The following is a 26,358-nucleotide window of genomic DNA, read 5'->3' on the forward strand; positions in this document are numbered from 1 at the left end:
TTATCTTTTATAAACGCCTTTGGTAAATTTTAGCGTGCTAAACAGAAGTAATCGGGTTGTTTGTTTTTAATAAATTTACCAGACAATAATTACGCAATGTTTTATGATTGCGATCACACCGCTATCCGTATGAAAACCGGGTGGTGCTGTGGTTTTGGCTTCAAAGGGAGTTTATTATGAATGGACATTTAATACAGGTGAATTAATGGAGATTAACACCCAGCCGCTATTGTTAGCTGTAGCGATTATTGTTGCGTTAACTAATCAGGCCACAGCAGCCTATACGCCGTTAGTTAATGCCGGGACGACGGTAAATAATGAAGTTATTGCAGGGAGTGATAACGCTCAGCAAGTTGTTAACGGCATTGCGAATAATACTACCATTAATTCTGGTAGCCAGTATATTTTCGGTGTCGCTAATAATACAACTCTCCTTGGTGGCACGCAGTATATTATTTATGGCGGTGAATCTAATGTTGTTACCATGTCTGGCGGCGCACTGCTGGTCAACGGCGCCACGAACGACGTAACGGCAACAGCAGGAATATTATCGATAAACTCAGGGCTTAACGGCACAGTGGATTCGGCGACGGGCGGCAGCATGAATCGTACTGTTCTGAGCGGCAGCGCATTCCTGGAAAACCGTTTTGGTATCGACACGGACACGATTGTCAATTCAGGTGGCATACTGCAGACAGGCTCAAATCTGGATAACGACTGGATTGATACCGCGATATCTAATAATACGGTGATCAATGAAGGCGGCCTGCAGACGGTTGATAATCACGGAACGAGCAATAACTCAATCGTTAATAAAGGCGGAACATTACAGATTCTGTATTTCCTTCATAACAAAACGGAAACCGATAAATCGGGATTACAGTATGGAACGGCCAACAACACGACTGTTTATGGCGAAATGCAAAACAACGGGGGTATTGATAATAACACCCTTGTTAAGGCCGGAGCCTCTTTCACACTGACCGGTAGCACGGAGGATGGACAGCAAGCCCTGTCCAACAATGCCATATTAGAAGACGGCGTGACATCGGCCATTAATGATAATGGCCAGGCTAATAACTGGACGGTGAGTGGCGCGACAGTCACGCTTAATGATGATACATCCACCATCAGTGACAGTATTTTCAATAGTGGTAATTTACTGATTAATAAAGGGAATGCTGTTAACACTGTTTTGAATAGCGGCCAGATGAGCAATGCCGGCGGTATTGACAGCAATACCGTGATCCAGGGAGGCCAGTATACTCTCGGCGGCACTGAGGCCGCTACAGCAACTGACCTGCTAATCCAAAACGGCGCCAGCGCTATTATCAACTCTGGCACTTTAACGAATGCCACGATTAATGGCACCCTCTCCGTTAATCCGAACGCTGCAAGAACAGACACGACCTCCACGCTTCAGGGTAACATTGCCGTCAATGACGGTGGTCAGTTAACGTTAGTGGGCGGTGCTGATACGCGGGATGCCGATCTCACGTTGTCGGGTACCGGGAATCTGCATCTTTCGGACGGGACAACAGGCACCAGCGCTTACGCATTTGCCTTAGGTGCTGTGACGATGAACGGCGGCAGCATTTATTTTGATCCTGCTGCAGGCGAAGCCTCACAAGCACAATACTCATCACTGACTCTCAATAGCCTGAATGGATCGGGCGCCTTTTACATGAACAGTGATTTATCCAGCGTAAAGGGCAATTTTCTGACGGTCACCGGTGAAGCTGACGGTAATTTCGACCTCTATATTGCTGATACCGGTACCAGCCCTGCGTCAGCGTCCGCTTTGCAGGTCATTCAGACCGGCGGAGGAGATGCGGACTTTACTCTGGCTAATAATGGTCATGTTGTTGATGTCGGGACTTACCAGTATTACTTAATCGCAGAGGGTAACGGTAGCTGGGCGCTCTCTCCACAGGCGCAGACGCAACCTGATCCGACCGTTGAGCCGGCCACAGATCCTGTACCGGATGCGGAATCCGATCCTCAACCTGCAACGGAGACGCCGGCAGCAGAGCCTACACCTGCACCTGCAGCGGGAGCAGATGAGCCTGCCGCAGAACCGACTCCCGCAGCGGGAGCAGATCAGCCTGCCGCAGAACCGGCTCCCGCGGCGTCGGTCGATGATCCTGTGGCCGATCCGATTCCGGCAACCACTCCAGATGAGCCCGCACCGACAACGGAACCGGTTTCGGAAAATCCAGCCGTATCACCGGTCTCGCCTTCCATCGCGCCGACAATTACTCCGAGCACTGCTGCGGTGCTGTCAATGGCGACCGTTGATCCGCTGATCTTCCAGTCAGAACTGAGTGCTGTCCGTAGTCGCCTGGATCAGGCGCGTGTATTGAGTCACGACACGAACGTATGGGGACATTTTACCACCAGCCGTTATAACCTGAGTAGCTCTGCTGGCGCTGGTTACGACATGGATGTAAACGGCGTAACAATAGGCGCGGATAAGGCTGAGCAGTTAGCTGAAGGTATTTTCTCGCAGGGTCTGTTTTTTACCTACAGCCATTCTAAGGTTGATTTTGATCGGGGTGGGAATGGTAAGGTTGATTCTTATTCAGCAGGCGCATATGCCAGTTACCTTGATGATTCAGGCCTCTATTTTGATGGCGTGTTGAAAATAAACCGTTTCAGACATGACATTAATGCCCGAATGACAAGCGGTACGGTAGCAGAAGATTCTTACACCACGACAGGGATAGGAACAAACCTGCAGGCAGGTAAATATTTTCATCTCGGTGCCTTTTATATCGCGCCTTATGCCTCGGTGATGGGTTTCACCAGTACCTCCCAGGATTATGCCCTCTCCAATGGGATGAAAGCGCATTCCGGTGCTCAGCATTCAGTCATCGGTGAAGCTGGTGTTAATCTGGGGCATGAGTTTTTAATTCAGGATGCGCAGATTCAGCCTTATCTCAAGCTGGCTGTTGCTCAGGAGTTTATTGATGATAATGAAGTCCGGGTGAATGACGATCGTTTTACCAATGATGTCAGCGGCACCCGCGGTGTGTACCAGTTGGGGGTTAATGCGAAATTAACCGACCGGCTTAGCGTTCATACTGATGCAGGCTATACCCAGGGAGACCGGATAGAATCACCCTGGACTGCAAACCTGGGAATGTCCTGGTCCTTCTGACGGATATATTTCTTTTTCGGGGGCATTCGCCCCTTTTTTCTTTCACTATTCAACATGAATTGAAACGGGTGGCGATTGGGTAGTTATTCGCGGATTTTCGGGCTATACGAGGATAAGAGAGGTAACAGATAAATCAGCGAGTTTCAGGCTGAAACTCGCTGATTATTAACGGAGCGAGGGCTTATTTCAGGGATGAGTAACCGTTTCCGGCATCGCTGAAGAGTGATGCGTTGAGATTTTCCAGTCCTTACCGTCCCAGACATAGGTAAAGGTATAGCGCGCCGTTACATTGCTATTGTCTTTAAAGGTGAAGGTATAAACACCGGTATCAATCGCTTTATTACAACCAATTCTGATGGTGCGCGAATCAATTTTACCCTGTGGTCCTTTTTTCAGGAAGTCATTGAAGTAATTAATGCGTTCCTGATCGGTCAGTCTGACCTGATTAGAGAGCGTTGGCAGCAGTACAGCGTCGCTGACATATAAATCTGAAACTTTCTTCGAATCACCAGTTGCCAGCGAATCATTCCATTTAGTAAACAGACTCGCTACATCCTGTTCAGAGGCTTTAATACAGTTTACCGGTTCAGCGGCTAAGGTGACTTTCGGCAGACAAAACAGACCTAAAAGACAGAGTGACAATAAACTTTTTTTCATTTTCAGTAAAACCTCGGTTAAGAATAAACGTCAATGGGTGCTGATATAATGAATAAAGGATATCTGTCGGCATGCTCATGCAACACTTAAATCTGCAATATTCTCGTATTTAGTTTTTTGTTCCTGGTTTATTCAGCATTTAGATTTAAATTCTGATTTGAGAGGTGATGATTACGCCAGCAACATGACATAACCTGTTGTGGGTCACGCTACCGACTATCGACACCTGTCCGGGGTCATTATCAACTGATAACAGGTGGCTCAGTTTAAACATTGAAGTAAATCTTATTACGAACGATGGATAATTAAAAATTATAAATCTTATGAATTAAAGTTTCATTCCCGATTGGATTTTACAGATGGGAGGCTGACAAAAAAACATCATTATTCATCGGAGTCTTAATTGTTTTTTTAAGTTAAGCCTGTCTGTTTGCCAGATAAGGTTATTAATCTTAGATAAAGCATTATCCGGCACGCGTCCGACTGGCAATATCAGCGGTATTGAGTGCGGGCCATTTAGCAGTGGGCATCGCCCGCTCTTTCCCTCAGCGATAACCACTAACGATCAAAGAACGCTGTCCTTTGATCTTCTGGCTTCGTATAATTGTACTTATACGAATCCAGAGAAGTAGCCTGGTCATACGATTAGGCCAGGCAAGCACAAAACGCAGTTCAAAAATGGCAACGCTACGTCAATTCTGACTTCAGTTCAGGGGTATGGCACACCAGAATTCACGTAGCGCGATCAATCGCAACGCAGAACAAAAGATGAGCAGAGATGACAACGTTAACTCAGCTGGCAAACGTCAGTACGCCGGCTCATGCCGACATCACGGCGCAGCTACAACAGTTTGTTCAGGACAAAGAGGCCTTTTCGCCGAATACCTGGCGGCAACTGCTTAGCGTGATGCGTATCTGTAGCCAGTGGGCGGAAAAACATCAGCGTAGTTTTTTGCCGATGGCTTCAGATGACCTGCGCGATTATCTGTCATTCCTGGCAGAGAGCGGCCGGGCCTCATCCACCGTTAATTCACACGCTGCCCTGATCTCGATGTTACACCGTAACGCCGGATTACCTGCGCCCAATCATTCGCCGGTGGTTTTTCGCGCGGTGAAGAAAATAAATCGTGTTGCGGTGATGAAGGGAGAACGAGCCGGTCAGGCCGTACCGTTCAGGCTCGACGATCTGCTGAAACTGGATCATCACTGGCGTTGTTCAGTCCGTTTACAGCAGCTACGTGATTTGGCGTTTTTGCATGTGGCTTATGCCACTTTGTTGCGTATCAGTGAGCTGGCGCGCCTGCGGATTCGGGATGTGGCCTACGCCGCGGATGGCCGTATCATTCTTGATGTTGGCTGGACAAAAACCGTGGTGCAGACAGGCGGTCTGGTGAAAGCGCTGAGCTCCTACTCAACGCAGCGGCTTAACGCATGGATTCAGGCATCAGGACTGGCCAGTCAGCCAGATGCTTTCCTTTTTAGCGCCGTGCACCGCTCTGGTCAGGTAATCGCTGCGGAGAGTCCGCTGAGTACGCGTGCACTGGAGCAGATTTTCTCACGAGCCTGGACCGTTGCGGGCCAGCGCGATCCGGTAAAGCCTAATAAAAACCGCTACACCGGCTGGAGTGGACACAGTGCGCGTGTCGGCGCAGCGCAGGATATGGCCGCAAAGGGGTACTCTATCGCCCAGATCATGCAGGAAGGAACCTGGAAAAAACCGGAGACCCTGATGCGCTATATCCGCCACCTCGATGCCCATAAAGGTGCCATGGTGGATCTCATGGAACAGCCGTCAGACTGACGCCTTAACGTTTCTGGTGCTGTTATCGCTGATAGTTATCCACAGAAAAAGTGGACAGCCTGTGTGTAAGCCGGTACTGGCGGAGCCTATATGATTAACAAATAAGGGATAACGGGCGCTTTCCGCTACGGCTGAAAATCCATTCATATTACGCGGATGTCAGCGGTGATCGGTGACGTGCGCAGAGAGTCACCCAGACCAGATTGCGTGCCGTAACGGTGTCATAGAGACCCTGTCACAGAGGATGACTAAAGCGCTGCAGGCTGGCCCGTTTGCGGTTAAGTACGCGATTCCTTCTTTACAGCGACCACTACCTTTCCTTTCGCATGTCCCTGCTGCAAATGCTCCAGCGCCGCCGCCGCCTTTTCGAACGGGAACACGCTATCGATAACGGGCCTGATGCGACCCGTCTCAATATAGTGACCTATCTGGCTGAGTTGCTGGCCATCAGGCCGGACAAAAAGAAACGAGTAATCGACGCCGCGTTTTTTCGCCAGCCGTTTAATCCTGCGGCTAAGCCATCCTGCAATCACCGTAATCATTATGTTCAATCGTCGGGCACGAGCAAAGCTGACATCTAAGGGACCCACCAGAGACACAATCTTCCCGCCAGGCCTGAGAATATCCGGATACTTTTCGATTTCGTCTCCTTTTAGCGTAGCCAGCACCGCATCATAATCCTGCAAAATCGACTCAAACCGCTCTTTTGTGTAGTCCACGACCACATTCGCGCCGAGCCGTGTCACCCACTCAACATTAGCGCTGCTGGTCGTGGTGGCAACCGTAACACCCGACTGGTTAGCCAGCTGAATAGCAAACGAACCGATACCGCCCGCACCGGCAGGGATAAAAACTTTCTGGCCTGGCTGCAGGCCGGCACGTTCGAACAACGCCTGCCAGGCGGTCAGGCTGACCATCGGCAGCGACGCAGCCTGAATAAAATCGAGGTTAACCGGCTTTAGTGCGGCCGCACTCTCATTCACCAGGGTAAATTCAGCCAGAGAGCCGTAGTCGCTATCAAAAGTGCTGGCAAACACCTCATCGCCAGGCTTAAAGCGTGTTACTTCACTGCCTGTCGCAACCACAATACCCGCAAGATCGCTGCCGATAACGGCCGGCAAGGTTAATGGCAGAACCGGCTTAAAGATGCCGGTGGGGATCAGGTTATCGATGGGATTAAGGCCGGCCGCATAGACCTCAACCAGCAACTGGTGTGCATTCGGCTCAGGTAAGGTAACGGGCTGAAAACCAGACTGCGGAGACTTGCCATAGCGTTGAAGTGTAAACGCGCGGTTGTTGCTATTGTCCATCGGCTTTGTGCCCTTTAGGTTTGATGGTGTCGAGCTGAAGGCTTTTCCGTACTGCTTTATCAAGCACGCTTGCAGGGGCGAAACGGCGCAATAAGGCCAGTCTGGTGGCCAGTTTGCCTGCGGTATAGCGCAGCCTGGGTCGGGTACTTTGCGCCGCCTGGACAATCACCTCAGCCACGATTTCAGGTTCATCTGCTTTCGCCATCGCCTGACTGACAATATCGGTTAATCTGCTGCGTATCGGCGCAAATTCTTCCCGGGGAAGATCCGGTAGCTGACTGTTGTTTTCAAAATCGGTTCGGGTATAGGCGGGCTCGATAACGGATACCCTTATTCCGTAGGTACGCAGTTCATGGTCCAGCGATTCGGAGTAACCTTCAACGGCATGCTTACTGGCAGCATAAAGCGCAACATAGGGCAGCGGCACGATCCCGATGACAGAACCGATATTGATGATGCGACCCTTGCCCTGGCGGCGCATCTGAGGCAGCACGGCAACCACCATTCGCACCATACCGAGGAAGTTGGTATCGAAGATATGCTTTGCCTGGTCGATTGAAGACTCTTCTGCGGCTGCCGGCGCGATGCCATATCCGGCGTTATTTACCAGCAGGTCGATGCGCCCTTCGCGCTGCAATAGTTCTCTGACTACAGCTGTCACTGAATCATCCTCTGTCACATCCAGCGTCAGTAAGGGGAAACCCTGATCTCCCGCCTGACTGCCGCGCCGGCTGGTGCCATAAACCCGATAGCCTGCAGCGATGAGTTTCTTCGCGGTGACCCTGCCAATACCGGACGATGCGCCGGTAACCAGCGCGATAGGTTTAACAGTCATAGTGGCACCCTTAATGTTGTCTTTAGTGGTCAATGTCAGCAGGCTGGCAGATGATTAATGATGATGATCATAATCTATAATGTCAATCGCTTTGATTACGATCATCATAAATGTATGATGGTGCCAACATGAACGGGAGGTGGCCAGCAATGAAAGTGTCGAAACAGCAGGTGCAGGAGAATCGGGCGCATATCGTCAAAACCGCGTCGGAACTGTTCCGGGCCAGGGGATATGACGGCATTGGTGTGGCAGAACTGATGTCAGCAGCAGGATTCACCCACGGTGGTTTCTATAAACATTTTCAGTCAAAAGCCGATCTGATGGCGGAGGCGGTGAGCTGTGGATTTTCATCCGCAGCTGCGCAAATTGAAGGGGCGGATAAGGCCGGGTTTATCACGGATTACCTGTCACGCCGTCATCGTGATGCAATGGCAACCGGCTGCATGATGGCGGCACTGGGCGCGGATACGGCTCGCCAGCCGGACGAGGTCAAACACGCCTTCGCGGCCGGGCTTGAAAAACAGCTGGCGGCGTTAACCCCGGAAAGCGATTCAACAGCAGCAGACCGGGCGGCGTTAATCAATACTATCGCCCGGATGGTGGGCGCCATGGTGCTGTCACGCGCCTGTCCGGATAACGATCCGCTGGCGGATGAAATCCTTGAGGTATGCCGTAAGGGCATTCTCGATCGGCCGTGAGGAGCCCCGGATCAGCTCCGCCGCCGGCGGCCTGTTCATCGCCACCGGCGGCGGAATCAAACCGCATTACTGCGCGAAGCTATCCTGTTTAGCACAACCGCTGCAGCTACCACTGCAACCCGAACCGCTGGTGACGACAGGCAGCGTGAGCGGATGCTGTTTCATCCGGGAACCCGATTTGCGCATCGCCAGCAAGATCAACGCGTTCAGTGCGATAACGCTAATCAGACAGGTGGTGCTGAAGGCGGGATGTTCGGCAAAGGTCACGCTCTGATAAAACAGCGTTGCGGTGGTGAAGGCGATGTTAAGCCCCCAGAAGAAGGAGAACAGCATCCAGTTGCGACCGGCTTCGCGCGCGATAGCGCCCATCACCGACACGCACGGGACATACAGCAGCACAAAGATCAGGTAGCTGTAGGCCGCAATGCCGCTGCCAAATTTGGCTGACATCACGCTCATCTGACTCGCCGCCATTTCGCCATCGCCTTTGCTGGCATCGATAGGATGGGCCAGTGCATCCAGGCTTAACGCGGCAGTCAGGCCAGTCCAGGTCTCGGTGACTGAATCCTTCAGCTCGCTCAGCAGATTAAACTGCTGAGGATTAAAGTCACCGTTCTGAATCGCCTCACTGGTATAAAGACTGTTCAGTGTACCGACCACCACCTCTTTCGCCATGATGCCGCTAACCAATCCCACCGTTGCCTGCCAGTTATCCTGAGTGACGCCAATAGGTTGTAAAACCGGGGTGATCGCTTTGCTGGTGGTGGCCAGCGCAGAATGGTTGATATCCTCGACCGGCTGACCATTGAACGAGAAGCTGGTCAGCAAACCAATCAGCATACTGACAAGGATAATGACCCGTCCGGCACGCACCACAAACATTTTCAGCCGCTGCCAGGTCTGGATCAGCAGGCTCTTCAGATGAGGTCGATGATAAACCGGCAACTCCATAATAAAGGGCGAGGCTTCACCGCCCAGCAAGGTATGTTTCAGTATTAATCCGGTGACGATCGCCACCAGAATACCGAGCAGATAGAGTGAAAAAACCAGGCTGGAACCGTGCGTGCTGAAGAACGTGGCGGCAAAAACGGCGAAGATGGCCAGCCGTGCGCCACAGGACATAAAGGGTGAGATTAAAACCGTGAGCAGTCGCTCACGCGGCGTGTCCAGGGTTCTGGCGCCCATCACCGAAGGAACATTGCAGCCGAATCCGACAATCAGCGGGACAAAGGATTTACCCGGCAGTCCCAGTGACTGCATCAGACGATCCATCACAAAGGCGGCGCGAGCCATATAACCGGAATCTTCCAGAAAAGAGAGGAACAGAAACATCAGGCCAATCTGTGGAATGATCGGCAGCACGGTATTGATACCTGCCCCAACGCCCTGCGCCAGAAAGACGGTGAGCCAGGCGGGGAAATGGCAGACATAGCCCAGCCACTGCGCGCCATGAATAAACAGGGCGACCGAACTGCTATCAAACAGCGGCTGTAATGCCGCCCCGATATTAATCGACAGCACGAACATCACGTACATCACCGCCAGAAAGATCGGGATACCCAGCCAGCGGTTCAGCACAACCTTATCGATCTGGCTGGTCAGACTGCCGGGCGCGGCATGATGAATGTTACTGACAGCACCACACAGGGCATGAATTGCGCGATAACGATAATCGGCAATCGTCACGCCGGTATCACCACCGGCCTGTTGAATGATTTCGGCCAGATGCGGCACCAGCGTCGGACAGAGCTGCTGGCTGTTGATATCCCCTTCCAGTAACTGCAGCGCCAGCCAGTAACGTTTCTGAGGATGTATCGATGCGGGCATCAGTTCGCACAATTGATGAATAGCCGTTTCAATGTTCGCCGGATAGCGCACCCGTTCAGGCGAAGAATAGCGGTGCGGATTGTCGATCAGCGCTTTAAGCTGGGCCAGCCCTTCACCCCGGGTTGACGTCAGCGAGACCACCGGACAGCCCAGCCGGACAGACAGTGCCTCGATATCAATACTGATATTCTGACTGGCGGCGATATCCTGCATATTCAGGGCGACAATGCAGGGCACGCCCAGCTCCAGAAGCTGGAACGTCAGGAACAGATTGCTTTCCAGATTCGACGCATCGACCACGTTAATCACTAAATCGGCGTGGTCGTGATAGAGATACTGGCAGGCGATACTCTCATCGATGGAGCTTTCCGCCGACAGCGTGGTGAGGGAACGGGTGCCAGGCAGATCGACCAGCCGGACATCTGACTGAGCGGTAAAAAATTGCCCTTCTTTGCGCTCGACGGTCACGCCCGCCCAGTTACCGACCCGCTGGCGTGCGCCGGTCAGCTGGTTGAATAAGGTGGTCTTGCCGGTATTCGGATTCCCGATCAGCCCGATAGTGATATTTTTCATGAGGCTATCTCCTCCAGGATGATGGCGTCGAGGTCACGCTGCCGCACAGCCAGACTGACGCGCCGGGTACGGATCTGTACCGAATCGCCCATCGGCGCAACGCGGATAATCTCAATGATGGCACCCGGGAGCATGCCCATGGTGAGCAATTTCTGACGCCAGGCGGGGTTCACTGCGGGCTGATAGCCGAGGATACGGTAGGTGCTATGCATGTTCATCGCCATATGACCATCTGATTGGGGGTAAGTGGCAGTGATTATATAAATGATAAGCATTCCCGATTTTGATCTGACATCGGGCGACCCTGAATAATGTCAGGAAACGTCAACCTGAGCTCAACGATTTACAGATTCTGGCCACACCTCACCCGCTCGCGACTGCCAGCAAACGGTGATGCGCGGAAAGGCGGATTCACGCCTCTTTCCTGACAGACCTGACGGCCTTACCGCGACAGCTGGCTATCCACTAAGTCCATCGCCCCGGTGAGCTGATTTTATGGCGCGGGCGACATGAAATCAGAGATTTCCGGGGGCTTGCGGTTGGCTGCCTATCAGGCAGTTAACCGTTAGCGACTTAGTTACATCATTCAATAAAGCGATAATACACATCGGGCCTTCGGCCCGGCGGCGCGCCTGTTCAGGAGGTCATTGCGGGCGCGTGTTTGAAGCTGGCACGATAACGGTAGTCAGGGCCAGCTTCTTAATTACAGCGCGCAGCGGACAGCGTCAGGAGGGGCTTAATGGTAAATGTCGGGCACCGTCATCAACAGAACATAAAAAGGATGATGTAACTAATTGGTGAATTGGTGAATTGGTGAGCTAATCTTGCCCGGCGGACAGCCGACCAGAGTAGCATTCTGAGGGACCCCTGACAGCGCTTTAGCCAGACAATGCCCCTGCCTGGCCTGTATCTCAGAAATCCTTTAGCGCCGGAGGAGCCCCCTGTTATTGCTGTTTCAGCCAGAAGCCATCCTTCTGTTGTTCAATCTCCATGCCAGCGGTCTGCTTCACCAGATCGACCAGCCGAAAAAACTCATCACCAGAGATATCCCAGTTCAGCTGGATGCGGGAATGGCTCCCCTGCTCCAGCAGCCTGACGGCCTCCTGGAAGGAAGTGACGCTGATGGTCCGATCGGGATTCTGAGTGTGCATATCTGTCCTTAACCTTTAGCGATAACGCGCAAAATCGGTTTCCGCATCACATGGGCTGTTCGCCCGCCGTATCTGCCTGAGGTTACCCTCAGCATGACGAACCGACAGACATCAGCGAACAGAAGTGTCTGAAATCACTTTCTGAAGCAAGAGACGCAGATTCCAGTCTGGCTGACAGCGTCTGAGGTGTTAACCGCAGCGCTAAGCGAGCGCTATTTTAAGGAGATACGTAAAGAAATGATGCTGGCAGAAATCTTAAAACCCGCGGGTCATCAATGCCCCAGCGACGCCGGAACCGCATGGTGAAAGGCAGGCTGGCGTGCTGAATAAGTCAGCAGACCGAGACGTGATGACTCGTCAGCAAGGCTGCGCGTCAGGATCATAAAATGCGGCAAGATTCGCTGATAAAAAGAACAGCCAGGCGAATGGATATGTGTCGCAAAAATGATCTGGCTGTTGAACAACGGTGAGGCGCAGACACATTTTTTACTCTCAATCAGATTCATACCGGGTACAGCTTATTGCCGGCAAACCCTTTCGTGCTGCGGCCGTTAAGTAAATCCTTTTTCAAATCAACAATGACTGAGATCAACTCACAGAGCCTAAAAACAATTAAAACCGGACCATTACGGACCGGTTTAATTAGCAGATGTGAAAATGCGCAGTACCGATAATACCGGTCGTCATTAACAAAAAATCAGGGAATCACAATGAACGTCTCAGTATCAGGCAAGAAAACAGCAGGCATCATCTTTCTTCTCACTACGGCGATGATGGTTTCTGCCTGTTCAGGCAATTACGTTATCTCGACACGCGATGGACATATGATTTCTGCGCACGGAAAACCGGCCAAAGACAAAGAGACCGGCCTGATATCTTATAAAGATAGCGACGGAAATACACATCAGCTGCAGCAGCAGGATGTGAAAGAGATTGTTGAAAAATAGGTCATTATTCACTTAAAAACCAGACTGCAAAGCAGCCATAATTACATCAGGAATTACTGACATGAAAAAGGCTTTGATTGGCATCAGCGTACTGTTGTTTGCCTCGTCGTCAGCGATGGCTATTGGCCTGACCGCCGAACAGGGTAAAAACTTTACCGGCCTCAACGCTGAAATTGGCAAATCTTCCAGCGGGATTTATCTCGATAGCCAGTGGATCAAAAACACCCGGGATGGCGCTCAGATTGGACAGGCCGGCACCGGTTATAACCTGGAATTAGGACCTGTCATGCTGTCAGCCGGGTTAAAAGCGACTTACATTGGCGGCAAAAAAGGGGATAACGGCATTGCCTTTCCGATTGGTGGCGGTGCAACGCTTAATCTGCCCGCAAATTTTGCCCTGTATGGCGAAGGCTATTCTGCTCCCGAACATTTCACTAACAGTGTAAAAAACTTTGTTGAAGCTGAAGGGGGTATTCGCTGGTCACCCATTACACCGCTGATGTTAAAAGCGGGTTATCGCTACGCCGGCGTTGACGGTAAAGATGGACGGCCTGGCCATACGCTGATTGAAGGTCCTTTCGTTGGAGGTGGCATCACTTTCTGAGTATCAACCGCTCGCTAACAGAGGTCCGTAATCTTTCCCCGTAAAAAGGACCTCGCTTCAGATGCTCCCCGGCCGATAACGCACAATATTACCGGCCGGAAACAGGATTAATATCGCTGAGACACAATTATGAAAACGTTATTTCTGCTGTTCATCACCCTCACGTTGTCCGGATGCGCTGAGTACAAATGGGTTAAACCTGATGCAACCGAACAACAGAAAATCAGGGCGGAGACCGCTTGTCAGGCTCAGGCCCTGCGGGAATTGCCGCCTGATAACATTGTCAGCGGCAAATACACCTCAAAAGACAGCAAGTACAAAACCACCGATACCGATTATTCGACTCGCGATGCCAATGAAGCACAGCGGGAGATACTGGTGAAAGATTGTATGTTCAAAAAAGGCTGGCAACAGATTCTGGTTCAGTAGTAAAGGCAGGGCGCGGTCTGGTTCAGGCTGAATTAACCGTTCAGACCGCGGCTGAGGCCATTCCTGCCCGCCATCATGATCAAGGCTGACGATCGACGGGCGGCGCTGACGCCGGCAACGCTCGGAACAATACTGCACCTCATCCCAGCACTTTTCCCATTTTTTACGCCACACCATAGGCTTATTGCAGGTTTTGCAGTAACGGACCGGTAAATTTTTTTTATTTCCTTTAAAGGTCATCTGAATAGCCTCCTCAGAGAATGCCAGAGTCAAACGTGTCAGCGCTTTTATGCCTTCAGAGCTCTGTGCAACGACAGACTCACATCAGCCGCAGAATAGCGCTTTTCAGCGTGTTTTCTGGCACTTAACACGGCAAGCCTTGCCATATAAACAGCACCTGATGAACCGTTGTCGCCTGGTGGCTGAATGATCTTTATAGCGGAAGTCCCGGGCGCCGGCTTTGCAGATTTCTGTTCCCTGCCTGGCTAAATGGCCGCATACAGAGCGCTATTCACGCGACGACTGGCATAAAAGTTCAGGTTAAACCGCGCCGTTATCACGCTTTAATTTGCTAACAAAAACGAACCGCCGCGCTATATAAACAGTCTCATTACGCAGCCGTCATACCGGTCATTGACTTCAGAACGCCCCTTTTTATACCGCACCGGGACTGTTCAGCATTGTGGCAGTTTAGCGGATAACGTCCCTTCCGGCAGCGAAATAGGGCTGTCAGATTCCGTCCTGCGAAGAAAAGTTTAATGCGTTTAATGCAATAATGTCATCGCATACCGTCAATAATCGGCGTTTGATGATTTATCGTTCATATATAAGCCCAGCTCAACCACGGAACCGATCGTTATTATTACCCTGGATGACCATTTGCAAATCATCGTGAGTCTGACCCCTGTTTACTTTAACTGGAATAGGAAAACGGAAGATCTGCCGAACGCCAATGACATTTAACCCAACCGGTTGAGAGTGTGAAGCACCGAATTGTAGCCTGCATCCACTTTTTACCGGCCAGTGATTCTGAAAGAAGAAGTGAATCAAAAAGATAAGTTATTCATCCAATGGTCCGAATATCACAGCAGGAAATTGTGGTTGATAGCGGATCAATACTTTAGTACGTAATTATCACGCTTAACAAAGCTCACATATCCTGTTTCACATGACATGATATCCCGATGAATTTTATCTCTCTGCCGATTGATAACGGGTCCTGAAACCGTGTATGACGCGTCAGGGAATTGGCGTACCGCGAGGAATAACCCCGTTCAGGCTGATTTAACTTACGGATGAAAAGTGCTGCATTTTTTTGACTTTTTGAGCCACTGAGCAGAAAAGTGTAAGTTCATTTACGATTCCCAGGTTATTGCACGTTAATTACAGTTTCAACTGCCATGAAAAACGATTAATATGTCAGAGTTGAACTATTGGTTCAGTATTGAGATTCTTCGAAGGCAAGCATTTTAAAAAGCAGGTCTGACGAAAAGCATCAGCGTGAACCCGCTCTGTATTTTATTATCTGAACATGACTATGGTGACTTTGATGAGTGACACTCTCAGCAGCTTGAATAATATCCGTACCCTTCGCGCCAACGCTCGCGAACTCGATCTTGCTGCCCTGGAAGAAATGCTGGAAAAACTTACTGTTGTTGTTAGTGAGCGTCGTGAAGAGGCGCAGGCTTCAGAAGCTGCAAATCGTGAGAAGGCTGAGAAACTGGCTAAATATCGCGAACTGTTGCTGCAGGAAGGCATCGATCCTAACGAACTGTTAAATGGTATGCAGTCAGCGCCGGTTGAGAAGAAAAAGCGCGCGCCTCGCCCGGCCAAATATCAGTACACCGATGAAAACGGCGAAGTTAAGCAGTGGACCGGTCAGGGACGTACTCCCTCTGCGATCAAATCTGCGATTGAAAATGGTAAGTCACTGGATGACTTCCTGATTTAATAGCAGCGTACCGCCCGAAGGTAATCCGTCCGGCGCTGGCCGGGCGGATTTACTGTTAACACATCGCGCCATATTCAGACAGTATTTGATTAACCTGACTCTCTGAAAAGGAGGTTAATTAAGAGAGCCTGGATGAATGTAGCGATGAGAATGTGTCATCATGTTAACTGCACAGCCTCGGAATTATCGCACTGTGCTGATTATCCCCTGCCCTTCTCCTCCGCCCGGCAAGAGACAGGATCACCCAGTGACCATTCTCTGCCTTTCTCGCAACTCATGACGTTACGGTAACAGGCAGCATCGCTGCAGGGTTAATTCTCTCCTTCCACTGCTGCATTGCGCGCCATTATTATTTCCATTCCAATTTGCTGACCGTATGAGAGTTCAAGCGTATTGCCATCGGGATCGGCGAAAAACGCCCAGTATCCGACCGGAGCACCCGATTCCTGCGCCGCGCGGCGTAAAACCCCTTCCTGCTGTGCCTGTTCAACTCTGGCATCGATCTCTTCCCGGCTGGCGCAGGCGACACCGATGTGACCAAACGGCCCCAGCGGCGTATCTTCGCAGCGTTCTGACTGCACCAGCACCAGCGCAAACGGCCGGGTTAAATCTGACAGCCACGCCACTTTCTGCGCTTCTGCAATGCCGGGCTCGCGGTGATGAATAACCTGCATCCCGGCATAACGCTGGTAAAACCGGATGCTTTTTTCCAGATCGCGGACCTGCAGAGCAAGATGGCTGAATCCCGTATCCTTTGACATTGACACCTCCTGAAAATATTGAGCTATCACCATGCCACAGAAGCGAATCTGGACGTGTTCAGCGGTGCTTAACCGGCTGGCTTTTCGCACTCCGCACGATTTCGCCCTTGTCGCTTAGCGCGATACAAGGCCTCATCGGCACGCTCAATCAGATCTGACACCGTCTCTGGCCCGGGGTTAATGCGTTGAGTGGCACAGCCAGCGCTGAGCGTCACCCGTTTTGCCGCCAGACCGCTGGTAAGATGAGGGATATCCAGCTGATAAACCGTGGCAACGATCGACCTGGCGAGTTTCAGCGTCTCTTCCAGGGTATAACCCGGCAAAACGATCGCAAACTCTTCACCGCCATATCGCGCAGGTAACTCATTCTCACCCGCTGCGAAGTTTTTCAGTATCATCGCGATGGTTTTCAGACATTCATCGCCAGCCACATGCCCATAGGTGTCGTTGTAATGCTTGAAATAGTCGATATCGATCAGGATCAGAGAAACCGGCTGAACGCTGGCGCGGGCTTGCTGCAGGCTTTCATTCAGCATCCGGTCAAAGTAGCGACGGTTGGCCACGCCGGTTAAGCCATCACTGTGCGCCAGGCTCTCCAGTGAAAGATTCGCCGCGGTAAGTTCATCACGCAGCCGGGTGAGTTCTCGCTGGTAGCGCAACGTGTGACGCGCCTGGCGCAGCAAAAAAACGCTCAGCGAGAGAATGACCGCCAGCAGCGCCAGACTTAACATCACATCCTGCCCCCGGCCTTTTAACCAGCGGGTGAACAGCGTGGATTTATCATAGCCAGCGGCAACAATCAGCGGATAACGTTCAGATCGGGCGAATCCAAAGATACGGTTTTCGCCATCCAGCGCCGCTTTCCACTGCCCGCTACCCTGATCGGCAGTGGCCAGCATGCTGCGGAACAGAGGGCTGGAGGAGAGATTTTTACCAATGTAGCTGTCCGGCATCGGACGGGCATAGAGCACCGTGCTGTCTGCCAGCATCAGCACCAATACGTCGCGCGCGCCCAGCTCGTAATAGCTGTAGAAGCGCCGAAAATAGTCCACTTTGATGGTAGCCAGTAAGACGCCATTAAACCCGCTGGCACTGTCATTGACGCGCAGCGACACCGGTATCACCCGATCCTGGGTGCTGCGACTGCGTATCACCGGCCCGACATGTACGCTGTTACGCAGAGTAGAGCGGTGATAGCGGAAGTATTCACGATCGGAGTTATTAATCCCGACGGGCGTCGTGCTCATTGAGGTCGCGATCCATTTGCCCTGCGCATCGTAATAGAACAAGCCGTGCAGCTGCGGCAGGCGACTTTGCAAAACACGCATGGTCTTACTCAGCGCATCGCCATCCACCTGACCTGCTGCTATCTGCGTCTCCAGCTCACGCTGAACTTCGCGCAACGACAGCTCGGTCTGCAGAAAAGTATCTTCCGCCTGACGCGCCTGTGACAGCGACAGATTGACCGCCATTTCTTCCGCCTGACTCACGGCGGCACGCCAGTCTTCACGCAGCGTCCAGAGATTAATGGCGATAACGGCCACCGTGAGCAGCAAGCCTGATAAGGTGATGCTTCTGAGTAGCGGCGAAATCTTTGGCGCTGGCGCCGCATTTTTCCTGCGAAACTTCATGCCTGTCCTTATTCAAACCCTTTAACTGAGTTAAGCACAGTTAACCGGGGGCAAAAGTGCAAATATCACTGTTGTGTGGCGTAGAGTATTCTCATCGCCCCCTCCATCTTTTGACCCATCGCGGTTAAAACCTATTCTGCCTCGCCAGGGCTGCTCATTTTAAGGCTTCATCCGACCACAACTCTTCAAAAATCAGCGGGATACATGTTATCCTTACCGCTTACAGTGAATCTGTACTGTTGTTTAATTTGTGTATTGAAGGACTTTTTTATGAGTGACAACCTGAGCAGCCTGAATAACATCCGGACCCTGCGAGCCCAGTCGCGCAATGTCGATCTGGAGGTTCTGGAAGAGATGGCGCAAAAATTAGAGACTGTGGTCAGGGAGCGGCGCGAAGCCGAAGAGGCTCAGGCGGCCGAAGCGCGCGAGAAAGCTGAAAAAATGGCGATGTACCTGGAATTGCTGCTGGAAGACGGTATCAGCCTGACCGAGCTGACGACTGGCCTGGCTTCGGGCACGGATGGACGCAAAAAACGCGCTAAGCGGCCAGCCAAATATCACTATCGCGATGAAAACGGCGAGATGAAAACCTGGACCGGGCAGGGTCGTACGCCTTCACCGATTAAAACCGCACTGGATAACGGTCAGTCACTGGATGATTTTCTGCTTTAATCCGTGATCATGCCGCTCCGGAAAATTCAGCCGCGCCTGATCGCTGAATTTTCCGGCTCGCTATTTTGCCTGCATTAGGCTCGTCGTGGCCTGACGGCCCGATGTCTGTACGCTCTCATCTTTCGACACTGACAGCGGTCCGCGAAAGGTTCGTCGCCATTCGCTGGGCGTGACGCCAAACCGCTGTTTAAAACGCTGGCGAAAAGAGATGGGTGAGTGGAAACCGACCTTCTCTGCCACGCTTTCAATACTGATGCCGGTGGTTTCCAGCAGTTCCTGGCTGCGTTGCAGACGCTCAGCCAGCAGCCATTCCCCCAGCGTCATGCCGGTCGCTTTGAAAAAATGGCGCGTCAGGGTTCGCCGGCTCATGCCAGCCGATTGAGCCAGAGAATCGAGATCGTGCGGCTGATGAAGGTTATGCCGCAGTGAGTCCAGCAGCGCATTGATTTTACCGTCGCGGGTATTTTCAGGAACCGGACGCTCGATAAACTGCGCCTGTCCTCCATCACGATAAGGCGGCACTACCATTCTTCTCGCCACACGGTTGGCCACGGCGCTGCCGTAGTGCTGACGAATGATATCCAGACAACAGTCGATGCCCGCTGCAGTTCCGGCCGAGGTAATCAGACGATTGTCACGGGTGTAGAGCGCGTTACTGTCGAGATGAACTTCCGGAAAGCGTTGACTGAAGTCGCGCTCAAATTCCCAGTGCGTGGCAGCACGATGCTGATTGAGCAGGCCAGCATAAGCCAGCACATAGGTTCCCAGACACAGCCCCACCACTTCAGCACCACGCTGCCAGGCCGCCGTCAGCGCATCAAGCAGTTGCTGAGCCGGTTTTTCGCCCGGATTATGCCAGTAAGGCACAATAATAATGTCAGCCACATCAAGCAGTTCAAGCCCATGCTCCACATTGATCGACAGGCCACTCTCTGAAAGGAGAACGCCAGGCTTCTCCGCACAAATATTCAGCTGAAACAGATCCGGCTGCGGCAGGGCGGAGCCAAACAGGATGCAGGGAACCGAAAAGTGAAACGGACTGAATCCTGCCGTTGCCACCACCGCCACCGTCAAAGCGCTCATCTCGTTCCCCTTATTCATCTCAATACCGCCCTGTTCTGACCGATCAGAAGATTATGGTTTCACCATCCTGCGGAATCAGCACGTTATCGGCAATGCCCTGTTCTTCGGTGTAAGCACGCAGTTCAGCACGGGTCAGCAGACAGTGGTTGATCGCTTCCATGTGCGAAGCCACCAGCGTTGCCTGAGGCACAATGTTTAACGTATGCAGTGTATCCTCTTTACCCATAATAATCGGGCCATAAAGATCGTGGGTCGCATTACCAATATTCAGCACCACCACGTCCGGCTGAAAACGTTGCAGGCTTCGCACATAGGGCTTAACCCAGACTGTGTCACCAGCAATGTAGAGCGTTTTTTCGTCCGGATGGGTAAACACCAGTCCACAGGCATCGCCCAGCAGATCGGCCATCACTTTGTCGGCATACAGCGCATTACTGCCATGCTGACCGTCAGTTTTATAGATCGTCAGGCCATCCACAAATCGGTTTTCTTCCTGCAAGACCTGAACGTTGTGAAAGCCCTGAGAACGAATCAGTTCGGCGTCACTGTGGTTCTGGGTATAAATCATCATGGTCTTTGGTAGCTGCTGCTGCGCGGCCTCGTCCCAGTGATCGGTATGCGTATGGGTAAGAATAATCGCATCGGCATCCAGCAGTTGTGAAACCGGCATCGGCAGTTCAACCATCGGATTTCTCAGGTGCGGACGAGCGCTCCCTTCAAAGCCCGGCCAGGCTTCTTTTTCAGCCAGCATCGGGTCAATCAGGAATTTCTTGCCGGCATAGTGCAGCATCAGCGTGGCATTACGGACTTGGGTTAATTTCATCATCAGGCTCCGGTCAAAGTTCGGTTCAGTACAATCAGCATCGACAACGCTGAGGTTGCGATAATGTGACTTTACCCGGTTACAGACGACGGCGTGACAGGCTCAATGGACAGTGATCGATGAAATCGGGCCAACCTGCTGTTGGTGAATGCAGTACGGTTAATTCAACTGAAAAATGTTCAGACGCTGCTCAGCAACAGGAAGGAGAGGGTGAATCAGAGGACAAAACAAAAATGCCGCAGTTATCTGCGGCAGGGAATTTTTATAACACGATCATCAGAAATCGGCTTTCAGCACCACGCGGTAATTGGCTTTACCGGCGCGTACGTGTTCCAGCGCTTTATTGATGTCTGACATCGGGAAGAACTCCACCTGTGGTGCGATGTCAGCACGGGACGCCAGCTTCAGTCACCTAGGTTTCAGACCCGTAGTGCTACGCGTGCAGCAAACCCAGTGACAGCCCGTTAAACACGTCTGAATCAGGCTGATGTGTTATCACCAGCGGATTATAGCTGAGCAAGCATCTTCAGCGTTTCAGGATCACGCTGCACCATACGGATCAGCAAAACCGCCTGAGCGTTAGGCCTGGCCCGACCCTGCTCCCAGTTCTGGTAGGTAGTTTCGCCCGTGTGAAGATAGTGGGCAAACACCGCCTGTGACAGGTTGAGCTTTTCGCGTACGTCGCGCAGTTCCTGCGGCGCAATAGTGACAGGTGGGCGCTTACTAACCTTATGGGTCCTGAGGGTGACTTTCCCTTCCTGATGATCCTTAAGCTCTTGCATACCTGCCATCAATTCACTGAAAATGTCGCGTTTACTCATGCCTCAGACCTTTTTTAATTACATTTAGCGCGTCCGCCAGGGCGTCGCGCTGCGGCTTAGTCAGATCGTCACACTGATCTTTACCGTAAAGGGTAAACAGGATGAACAGACTCTTTTCATTCGTCCAGTAATAGATCACACGAAGGCCGCCTCGGGTTCCCTTGTGTCGGCGCGCGTCCCTGAAACGCACTTTACGCAGCCCGCCGGTATCGGGAATCAGATCGCCCTTTTCAGGGTCGTCCAGTAACATATTCTGAAACAGCCTGAACTGATCATCATTCAGGTACTCAGCCCGATATTTCTGAAAACTGGAAAGTTCGATAAATGTCGCGTCCATACTTTTCCCTGTATCAATCCAGAGACAAGTATGCCCTCAAGTTGGGGACACTTCAACAATCTGCCAGGGAGCGTCTCAGCTACATATCCGGCGACAATTTGTTTTCTTCATTAGGTTGCTCGGTTGCTGCCAGGCTGGGGACGCACTCAGGCAAAAAAAATGCCGCAGTTATCTGCGGCAGGGAATTTTTATAACACGATCATCAGAAATCGGCTTTCAGCACCACGCGGTAATTGGCTTTACCGGCGCGTACGTGTTCCAGCGCTTTATTGATGTCTGACATCGGGAAGAACTCCACCTGTGGTGCGATGTCAGCACGGGACGCCAGCTTCAGTAACGAACGCAGCTGACCCGGCGAGCCAGTGGACGAACCCGTTACCGCTTTGTCACCCATGATCAGGTCAAACGCACCGACCTGGAACGGTTTCATCACTGCGCCGACGGTATGGAATTTCCCTTTTGGTGCCAGCGCCGCGAAATAGGGTTTCCAGTCCAGATCGACCGCGACGGTGCTGAGGATCAGATCGAAACGACCCGCCTGCTGCTTCAGCGCTTCAGCGTCACGGCTGTTCACCACTTCATCTGCACCCATGTCCAGAATCGATTGCTTTTTATCTGGCGTAGAGCTGAAGGCCACCACTTCGGCACCCATTGCGTGCAGAATCTTGATGGCAATGTGGCCCAGGCCACCGATACCGATCACGCCCACACGACTGGTGGCGGTGATATTACTCATCAGCAGCGGTTTAAAGACGGTGATGCCGCCACACAGCAGCGGACCCGCAGTGGCGACGTCCAGTTTCTCCGGCAGCGGAATAACCCATTGCCAGTCGGCACGCAGTTTCTCAGCAAAACCACCTTTATTCATGATGGTTGGCGTGCTGCCCTGCTGACAGTTAACCTGCTCACCATTGATACAGGCATCGCAGTGCTGGCAGCTCTTGGCGGTCCAGCCAATGCCAACCCGCTGACCCACCGACAGACCTTTGTTTTTGGCCGCATCGCCCAGCGCAGAAACCCGTCCAATCACTTCGTGCCCGGCAATAACAGGGAACTGAGAAATGCCCCACTCGTTATCGATCATCGACAGGTCAGAGTGGCAGACGCCACAATACTCAACCTCGACTTCAACTTCTTCTGCTGCAAGTTCAGCAGCGTCATATTCATACAGTTCAAGTGCCTGACCAGCCTGCATGGCTGCATAACTTTTAATTTTCATTGGTACCTCTGCGTGGTTAATCACCGTCAAGTGTAACAACTGCCGGCCCGGCTTGCCTGGCCGATCCGCTTGCACCGCACTTTGTTGTCTTTTCAGCTTACTAATCAGCCATTAACCTTTCCGCCTGACAGGGTCTGTAGCACCCTGAGCTGCGCCACCGCGTCCTGCATTGCCTCCATGCCCTGACTGAGTTCACGCAGGCTGCCAAGATGTTTAGCGATATCGGCGCGCTCATGACGGGTCTGCTGATTCATCGTCGCCAGCGTGTCTGCCGCATTGATGCTGCGTGCGGCCATCTGGGTAGCGGTGTGCGCGCTGTCACTGGCCACCCGGCGGATACGTGAAATTGTCGTTACCGCGTCACTGATGTTACTGGCCGTGGCTTCTGCCTGCTCTTTGGACGAGTGCGCAAGGCGTCGCACTTCGCCAGCCACCACCGCAAAACCCCGACCCGCTTCTCCGGCGCGAGCCGCTTCCACCGCCGCGTTTAGTGCCAGAATGTTGGTCTGGAAGGCGATATTACTGATGCCATGAGTGATCTCATTAATCCCGTGCGAGATTTTTTCCAGATCGTCCAGCCCGTCATCGAGCCGCTCCTGCGCCTGCTGGCTCTGGCCAGCAATATCGCTGATGGCACGAATACTGTTTTCTGCCACGCTCAGGGCTTCACCCTGACTTTGCGTGGCGCTCTCCAGCACTGGCAGGGCCTCCATCAGCGGCATCAGCGCCTGCTGATAGTTAATGACCCGGTTAAGCACGCCACTCTGCACGCTGTTCAGCGCTTCCCAGCGACGTAATGCCCGTTGCGCATAGTGCGCAGCGTAACCGGCGTACTCCACCGGGAACTGACTCATCGCTTTCACATCGTGATGAAAGAACACCAGCGCCGACAGTGTCTGGTTGATCGGCACGCCCAGGATCTCACCGAAGCTGGAGAACCCCGCCGCCGGAATCCCTTTAAAAAAATGGGCGTCATGCAACTGACCGGCATTCCCGACGCGACGCAGGATGCAGTCGTTCATCAGGATCGCCGCTGGTTTGCCGTGCTGACGGGCGAAAGCCTGCCACTCCTGCTGGGTGGCCTGTTTAAAATCTTTTTCCTGCATCAGAAACAGCCGATCGCCAAACTCCAGATCGCAGAAGAAGCGCACGCTGTCGGACTCGATTCGGGCAACCGAACGAATAAAGTATTCGTCGCCCACCTTCACGCCAAACGTCAGGCCCTGCAGTCGCTCGGTGAGCTGCGTCGCCTGGCAGTTCAGATGGGTGCAGAGCGCAGAAATCAGCGATTGCTGCTCTCCCTGGCGGTTAAATACCGAGCTGACGGTGCGCGCAATCGGGTCAGCCTCGGCGATTAACCAGCTGGTGTCGAGCGGTGTGAAGTTCTGACTCTTGAACGGGGCAAAGGATTTCCCCGCCGCCATCTGGCAAAAAATAATCACCGCTTTGCCCTGTAATATCTCGCCGCCGACGCCAATCCAGGTGCCGTCAAAGCTGATTTTACCGCCAGCCGATCCGCCGATCGCCAGACAGGGAAAACGCCCGCTATTGTACCAGGCCTGCATCAGGAAACCTTCCGAGGCAGAAAGACCGTCGCAGTAGATCATCGCAAAGGTCCGATCGGCTGAGAGCGGCATCCGCAACGGTAACCGTTCCAGCTCCTGTTGTATCGCGGTGATGCGCTGGCTGGCGGTGTGGGTATCCTGACCATGCAGGTCAATAATGTGCGTTTCATGCCGCGCAATCAGGCTGTCCGGTAACCAGAGCCAGCTGCCTTGCTGGCCGGCACCGTCACAATAGGTGCTCTGTTTACCGCTGCTGCTCAGGGCGCCGTTAGAAGAAAGCGTCAGCACCGTCAGGTCAGCAGAGGTAAACCGCTGCCAGGCGTGACTGACCCGCTGGAAATCCGCTTCGGGCGGCACAAAGATCATCAACAGACCACCAGCGCGGTTGCTCAGGCCGGCGGCGGCAAGCGAGGCCGGCAACGCACGACAATCAAAAGTGCCATTCGCAGGCTGGCTGCTGCGCCCAAAGCGGGCGGCAGGCAGGCGTTTTTTTATCGCCTTAATCATCGACATATTATTGTTTTCGCTGTGATAAGAAGGATTTTGCGCTTAAAAGCGCTTTCTGGTGTGTCAAAAAGGAGGGCTAAAAGCAGGTCCGTACGCGTTCAGAACTCAACGCTGAGGGCCGGAATCATCACTGGTCGGCACGCTCAACGCCTGTTCGTTATCGCCAGTAGCGGGAATATCTTTAACGATTGCTGTAGTTGGTGAAAATAATGAAAGCAGCGCGATCAGGCAGCATAAAATAAGCCGGGAGGCGTTCCCGGCAAATTTACTGCTTACCCATTACGGCTCTGCTGCCAGTGTTGCTCGCAGCGCTGCCGGGCTTCAGCCGGTAAGTCGCGCAGGTCCGGCAGGCTGTCGCCAGCGCCATACCCCATTGAACCGGTCACTTCCTGCTGTTCATCCAGGGCGGCAAAGCTCAGCGTTTCGTCCAGCGGCTGCCATTCGCCTTGCTGCTGACGGTATATGACCGCGTGGGTAGGCGTCCGGTCATCCTCACCGTAAATTTCATATTTTTGCTTCTGTTGATCAGAACCAAACTCAAGCGTATCGATTAAGGTTGCATCAGTCATCGCGTTCTCCTTTTTCGTTGAGCTTATAAGGGTAGCCTGGGGATAGCGGGATCGCTGCCGGTTCAGCCACGGCACAAGGTCATGATCGAAACAATTTCACGCTTTTTCAGATGTGCATTTGCATAAACGAAGCGGTCATCTATGCTTCGTGATGTGACTAGCTAGTCCTTTTTATCTAATGGAACATTGATAGGAGGTCTCACTATGACACAACAGAAATACAGAGGTGGTGCCGGCAATTTTGCCAACGATCCGGGCCGTGCGAGCGAAGCTGGCAGTGCAGGAGGCAAGGTCAGTGGAGGCAATTTCAAAAACGATCATGAAAAAGCCAGGGAAGCCGGTCGGAAAGGGGGCAGAATCAGTCGGCGTCCTGCAAGTAATTCTGAATAAGGCGCCTTAGGACGTTTTACGCCATGGAATGGCATCT

24 protein-coding genes and 2 pseudogenes are annotated in these 26,358 nt (G+C 52.4%); 9 read left to right on the forward strand and 17 right to left on the reverse strand.

Going from position 1 to position 26,358, the window contains the following annotated elements; genetic code table 11:
- The first annotated feature begins 148 nt into the window (after positions 1-148).
- Entirely contained in the window at positions 149-3,160 is a 3,012-nt protein-coding gene (locus ACX3P5_RS20420; protein WP_458969215.1) for an autotransporter outer membrane beta-barrel domain-containing protein, read from the forward strand.
- A 186-nt stretch (positions 3,161-3,346) separates the two neighbouring features.
- Here ACX3P5_RS20420 and ACX3P5_RS20425 read toward each other — a convergent pair whose 3' ends face one another.
- The gene (locus ACX3P5_RS20425) at positions 3,347-3,817 is read right to left on the reverse strand and encodes an SgcJ/EcaC family oxidoreductase (RefSeq protein WP_233988907.1); all 471 of its coding nucleotides are present in this window, start codon (positions 3,815-3,817) and stop codon (positions 3,347-3,349) included.
- A 778-nt stretch (positions 3,818-4,595) separates the two neighbouring features.
- Between ACX3P5_RS20425 and ACX3P5_RS20430 the strand changes: the two genes are divergently transcribed.
- The gene (locus ACX3P5_RS20430) at positions 4,596-5,618 is read left to right on the forward strand and encodes a tyrosine-type recombinase/integrase (RefSeq protein ID WP_458969216.1); all 1,023 of its coding nucleotides are present in this window, start codon (positions 4,596-4,598) and stop codon (positions 5,616-5,618) included.
- A gap of 278 nt (positions 5,619-5,896) precedes the next feature.
- Here ACX3P5_RS20430 and ACX3P5_RS20435 read toward each other — a convergent pair whose 3' ends face one another.
- Positions 5,897-6,928 (reverse strand): NADP-dependent oxidoreductase, encoded by a 1,032-nt coding sequence (locus tag ACX3P5_RS20435; protein ID WP_458969217.1) that lies wholly within the window; start codon positions 6,926-6,928, stop codon positions 5,897-5,899.
- Positions 6,918-7,763, reverse strand: coding sequence for an oxidoreductase (locus ACX3P5_RS20440; RefSeq protein ID WP_458969218.1), 846 nt, complete (start codon positions 7,761-7,763; stop codon positions 6,918-6,920). Before ACX3P5_RS20440 ends, ACX3P5_RS20435 begins: the two co-directional genes overlap by 11 nt.
- 149 nt (positions 7,764-7,912) lie before the next feature.
- On the opposite strand from ACX3P5_RS20440, the gene ACX3P5_RS20445 reads away from it, so the two are divergent.
- Positions 7,913-8,461 (forward strand): TetR/AcrR family transcriptional regulator, encoded by a 549-nt coding sequence (locus tag ACX3P5_RS20445; RefSeq protein WP_233988903.1) that lies wholly within the window; start codon positions 7,913-7,915, stop codon positions 8,459-8,461.
- Positions 8,462-8,527: 66 nt separating this feature from the next.
- On the opposite strand, the gene feoB is transcribed toward ACX3P5_RS20445, so the two are convergent.
- From feoB to ACX3P5_RS20460, 3 genes are all read right to left on the reverse strand, one after another.
- A complete protein-coding gene (gene feoB, locus ACX3P5_RS20450) occupies positions 8,528-10,861 on the reverse strand; it encodes a Fe(2+) transporter permease subunit FeoB (RefSeq protein WP_233988902.1) in 2,334 nt (777 codons plus the stop codon).
- The gene (locus ACX3P5_RS20455) at positions 10,858-11,085 is read right to left on the reverse strand and encodes a FeoA domain-containing protein (protein WP_458969219.1); all 228 of its coding nucleotides are present in this window, start codon (positions 11,083-11,085) and stop codon (positions 10,858-10,860) included. The genes feoB and ACX3P5_RS20455 overlap by 4 nt, the downstream gene beginning before the upstream one ends.
- A gap of 720 nt (positions 11,086-11,805) precedes the next feature.
- Positions 11,806-12,012, reverse strand: coding sequence for a hypothetical protein (locus tag ACX3P5_RS20460; protein ID WP_336757193.1), 207 nt, complete (start codon positions 12,010-12,012; stop codon positions 11,806-11,808).
- A gap of 770 nt (positions 12,013-12,782) precedes the next feature.
- Between ACX3P5_RS20460 and ACX3P5_RS20465 the strand changes: the two genes are divergently transcribed.
- The 3 genes from ACX3P5_RS20465 (at position 12,783) to ACX3P5_RS20475 (ending at position 13,992) form a co-directional block, all read left to right on the forward strand.
- Positions 12,783-12,959, forward strand: a complete 177-nt coding sequence (locus ACX3P5_RS20465; protein ID WP_458969264.1) for a YgdI/YgdR family lipoprotein — start codon at positions 12,783-12,785, stop codon at positions 12,957-12,959.
- A 61-nt stretch (positions 12,960-13,020) separates the two neighbouring features.
- Positions 13,021-13,563 carry a YfaZ family outer membrane protein gene (locus ACX3P5_RS20470; RefSeq protein ID WP_233988899.1) on the forward strand — a complete coding sequence of 181 codons (543 nt, stop codon included), beginning with the start codon at positions 13,021-13,023 and terminating at the stop codon, positions 13,561-13,563.
- A 129-nt stretch (positions 13,564-13,692) separates the two neighbouring features.
- Positions 13,693-13,992: a hypothetical protein gene (locus ACX3P5_RS20475; RefSeq protein ID WP_336757191.1), complete on the forward strand. Its 300-nt coding sequence runs from the start codon at positions 13,693-13,695 to the stop codon at positions 13,990-13,992.
- A 99-nt stretch (positions 13,993-14,091) separates the two neighbouring features.
- Here ACX3P5_RS20475 and ACX3P5_RS20480 read toward each other — a convergent pair.
- Positions 14,092-14,232, reverse strand: a pseudogene (locus tag ACX3P5_RS20480) (DUF2256 domain-containing protein); the annotation flags it as partial.
- A gap of 1,309 nt (positions 14,233-15,541) precedes the next feature.
- Here ACX3P5_RS20480 and ACX3P5_RS20485 point away from each other — a divergent pair.
- Positions 15,542-15,943, forward strand: coding sequence for an H-NS family histone-like protein (locus ACX3P5_RS20485; protein ID WP_233988897.1), 402 nt, complete (start codon positions 15,542-15,544; stop codon positions 15,941-15,943).
- A gap of 311 nt (positions 15,944-16,254) precedes the next feature.
- Here ACX3P5_RS20485 and ACX3P5_RS20490 read toward each other — a convergent pair whose 3' ends face one another.
- Both ACX3P5_RS20490 and ACX3P5_RS20495 read right to left on the reverse strand, forming a co-directional pair.
- Complete coding sequence (locus ACX3P5_RS20490; RefSeq protein ID WP_233988896.1) at positions 16,255-16,704, reverse strand: VOC family protein; 450 nt, start codon at positions 16,702-16,704, stop codon at positions 16,255-16,257.
- Between the two features lie 68 nt (positions 16,705-16,772).
- The gene (locus tag ACX3P5_RS20495) at positions 16,773-18,335 is read right to left on the reverse strand and encodes a sensor domain-containing diguanylate cyclase (RefSeq protein ID WP_458969220.1); all 1,563 of its coding nucleotides are present in this window, start codon (positions 18,333-18,335) and stop codon (positions 16,773-16,775) included.
- Positions 18,336-18,605: 270 nt separating this feature from the next.
- Here ACX3P5_RS20495 and ACX3P5_RS20500 point away from each other — a divergent pair, with 270 nt between their 5' ends.
- On the forward strand, positions 18,606-19,007 hold the full coding sequence (locus tag ACX3P5_RS20500; RefSeq protein WP_233988894.1) for an H-NS family histone-like protein: 402 nt from the start codon (positions 18,606-18,608) through the stop codon (positions 19,005-19,007).
- A gap of 60 nt (positions 19,008-19,067) precedes the next feature.
- On the opposite strand, the gene ACX3P5_RS20505 is transcribed toward ACX3P5_RS20500, so the two are convergent.
- The 8 genes and pseudogenes from ACX3P5_RS20505 to ACX3P5_RS20540 all read right to left on the reverse strand — a co-directional run bounded on the left by ACX3P5_RS20505 (position 19,068) and on the right by ACX3P5_RS20540 (position 25,931).
- A complete protein-coding gene (locus ACX3P5_RS20505) occupies positions 19,068-20,090 on the reverse strand; it encodes a GlxA family transcriptional regulator (protein WP_336757184.1) in 1,023 nt (340 codons plus the stop codon).
- A 43-nt stretch (positions 20,091-20,133) separates the two neighbouring features.
- Positions 20,134-20,913, reverse strand: coding sequence for an MBL fold metallo-hydrolase (locus ACX3P5_RS20510; protein WP_458969265.1), 780 nt, complete (start codon positions 20,911-20,913; stop codon positions 20,134-20,136).
- Positions 20,914-21,189: 276 nt separating this feature from the next.
- Positions 21,190-21,321 (reverse strand): annotated as a pseudogene (locus ACX3P5_RS20515) (alcohol dehydrogenase); the annotation flags it as partial.
- A 98-nt stretch (positions 21,322-21,419) separates the two neighbouring features.
- Positions 21,420-21,734, reverse strand: coding sequence for a helix-turn-helix domain-containing protein (locus tag ACX3P5_RS20520; protein ID WP_458969221.1), 315 nt, complete (start codon positions 21,732-21,734; stop codon positions 21,420-21,422).
- Entirely contained in the window at positions 21,727-22,071 is a 345-nt protein-coding gene (locus ACX3P5_RS20525; RefSeq protein WP_458969222.1) for a toxin, read from the reverse strand. The genes ACX3P5_RS20520 and ACX3P5_RS20525 overlap by 8 nt, the downstream gene beginning before the upstream one ends.
- Positions 22,072-22,273: 202 nt before the next feature.
- Positions 22,274-23,290, reverse strand: coding sequence for an NADPH-dependent aldehyde reductase Ahr (ahr, locus tag ACX3P5_RS20530; RefSeq protein WP_233988892.1), 1,017 nt, complete (start codon positions 23,288-23,290; stop codon positions 22,274-22,276).
- Positions 23,291-23,394: 104 nt separating this feature from the next.
- Positions 23,395-25,368: a methyl-accepting chemotaxis protein gene (locus tag ACX3P5_RS20535; RefSeq protein WP_458969223.1), complete on the reverse strand. Its 1,974-nt coding sequence runs from the start codon at positions 25,366-25,368 to the stop codon at positions 23,395-23,397.
- A gap of 266 nt (positions 25,369-25,634) precedes the next feature.
- Positions 25,635-25,931 carry a hypothetical protein gene (locus tag ACX3P5_RS20540; protein ID WP_233988890.1) on the reverse strand — a complete coding sequence of 99 codons (297 nt, stop codon included), beginning with the start codon at positions 25,929-25,931 and terminating at the stop codon, positions 25,635-25,637.
- A gap of 204 nt (positions 25,932-26,135) precedes the next feature.
- Here ACX3P5_RS20540 and ACX3P5_RS20545 point away from each other — a divergent pair, with 204 nt between their 5' ends.
- Positions 26,136-26,321: a con-10 family general stress protein gene (locus ACX3P5_RS20545; protein WP_072051034.1), complete on the forward strand. Its 186-nt coding sequence runs from the start codon at positions 26,136-26,138 to the stop codon at positions 26,319-26,321.
- Positions 26,322-26,358 lie beyond the last annotated feature (37 nt).

The organism is Pantoea sp. S-LA4, assembly GCF_054482835.1.

Bases quoted from the DNA above. Each gene is read 5' to 3' on its own strand.
- ACX3P5_RS20455 (WP_458969219.1), bottom strand. From the start codon at position 11,085: ATGGCGATGAACATGCATAGCACCTACCGTATCCTCGGCTATCAGCCC.
- ACX3P5_RS20470 (WP_233988899.1), top strand. From the start codon at position 13,021: ATGAAAAAGGCTTTGATTGGCATCAGCGTACTGTTGTTTGCCTCGTCG.
- ACX3P5_RS20535 (WP_458969223.1), bottom strand. From the start codon at position 25,368: ATGTCGATGATTAAGGCGATAAAAAAACGCCTGCCTGCCGCCCGCTTT.
- ACX3P5_RS20510 (WP_458969265.1), bottom strand. From the start codon at position 20,913: ATGAAATTAACCCAAGTCCGTAATGCCACGCTGATGCTGCACTATGCC.
- ACX3P5_RS20540 (WP_233988890.1), bottom strand. From the start codon at position 25,931: ATGACTGATGCAACCTTAATCGATACGCTTGAGTTTGGTTCTGATCAA.
- ahr (WP_233988892.1), bottom strand. From the start codon at position 23,290: ATGAAAATTAAAAGTTATGCAGCCATGCAGGCTGGTCAGGCACTTGAA.
- ACX3P5_RS20460 (WP_336757193.1), bottom strand. From the start codon at position 12,012: ATGCACACTCAGAATCCCGATCGGACCATCAGCGTCACTTCCTTCCAG.
- ACX3P5_RS20465 (WP_458969264.1), top strand. From the start codon at position 12,783: ATGATGGTTTCTGCCTGTTCAGGCAATTACGTTATCTCGACACGCGAT.
- ACX3P5_RS20440 (WP_458969218.1), bottom strand. From the start codon at position 7,763: ATGACTGTTAAACCTATCGCGCTGGTTACCGGCGCATCGTCCGGTATT.
- ACX3P5_RS20500 (WP_233988894.1), top strand. From the start codon at position 18,606: ATGAGTGACAACCTGAGCAGCCTGAATAACATCCGGACCCTGCGAGCC.
- ACX3P5_RS20525 (WP_458969222.1), bottom strand. From the start codon at position 22,071: ATGGACGCGACATTTATCGAACTTTCCAGTTTTCAGAAATATCGGGCT.
- ACX3P5_RS20505 (WP_336757184.1), bottom strand. From the start codon at position 20,090: ATGAGCGCTTTGACGGTGGCGGTGGTGGCAACGGCAGGATTCAGTCCG.
- ACX3P5_RS20425 (WP_233988907.1), bottom strand. From the start codon at position 3,817: ATGAAAAAAAGTTTATTGTCACTCTGTCTTTTAGGTCTGTTTTGTCTG.
- feoB (WP_233988902.1), bottom strand. From the start codon at position 10,861: ATGAAAAATATCACTATCGGGCTGATCGGGAATCCGAATACCGGCAAG.
- ACX3P5_RS20485 (WP_233988897.1), top strand. From the start codon at position 15,542: ATGAGTGACACTCTCAGCAGCTTGAATAATATCCGTACCCTTCGCGCC.
- ACX3P5_RS20520 (WP_458969221.1), bottom strand. From the start codon at position 21,734: ATGAGTAAACGCGACATTTTCAGTGAATTGATGGCAGGTATGCAAGAG.
- ACX3P5_RS20445 (WP_233988903.1), top strand. From the start codon at position 7,913: ATGAAAGTGTCGAAACAGCAGGTGCAGGAGAATCGGGCGCATATCGTC.
- ACX3P5_RS20545 (WP_072051034.1), top strand. From the start codon at position 26,136: ATGACACAACAGAAATACAGAGGTGGTGCCGGCAATTTTGCCAACGAT.
- ACX3P5_RS20490 (WP_233988896.1), bottom strand. From the start codon at position 16,704: ATGTCAAAGGATACGGGATTCAGCCATCTTGCTCTGCAGGTCCGCGAT.
- ACX3P5_RS20495 (WP_458969220.1), bottom strand. From the start codon at position 18,335: ATGAAGTTTCGCAGGAAAAATGCGGCGCCAGCGCCAAAGATTTCGCCG.
- ACX3P5_RS20475 (WP_336757191.1), top strand. From the start codon at position 13,693: ATGAAAACGTTATTTCTGCTGTTCATCACCCTCACGTTGTCCGGATGC.
- ACX3P5_RS20435 (WP_458969217.1), bottom strand. From the start codon at position 6,928: ATGGACAATAGCAACAACCGCGCGTTTACACTTCAACGCTATGGCAAG.
- ACX3P5_RS20430 (WP_458969216.1), top strand. From the start codon at position 4,596: ATGACAACGTTAACTCAGCTGGCAAACGTCAGTACGCCGGCTCATGCC.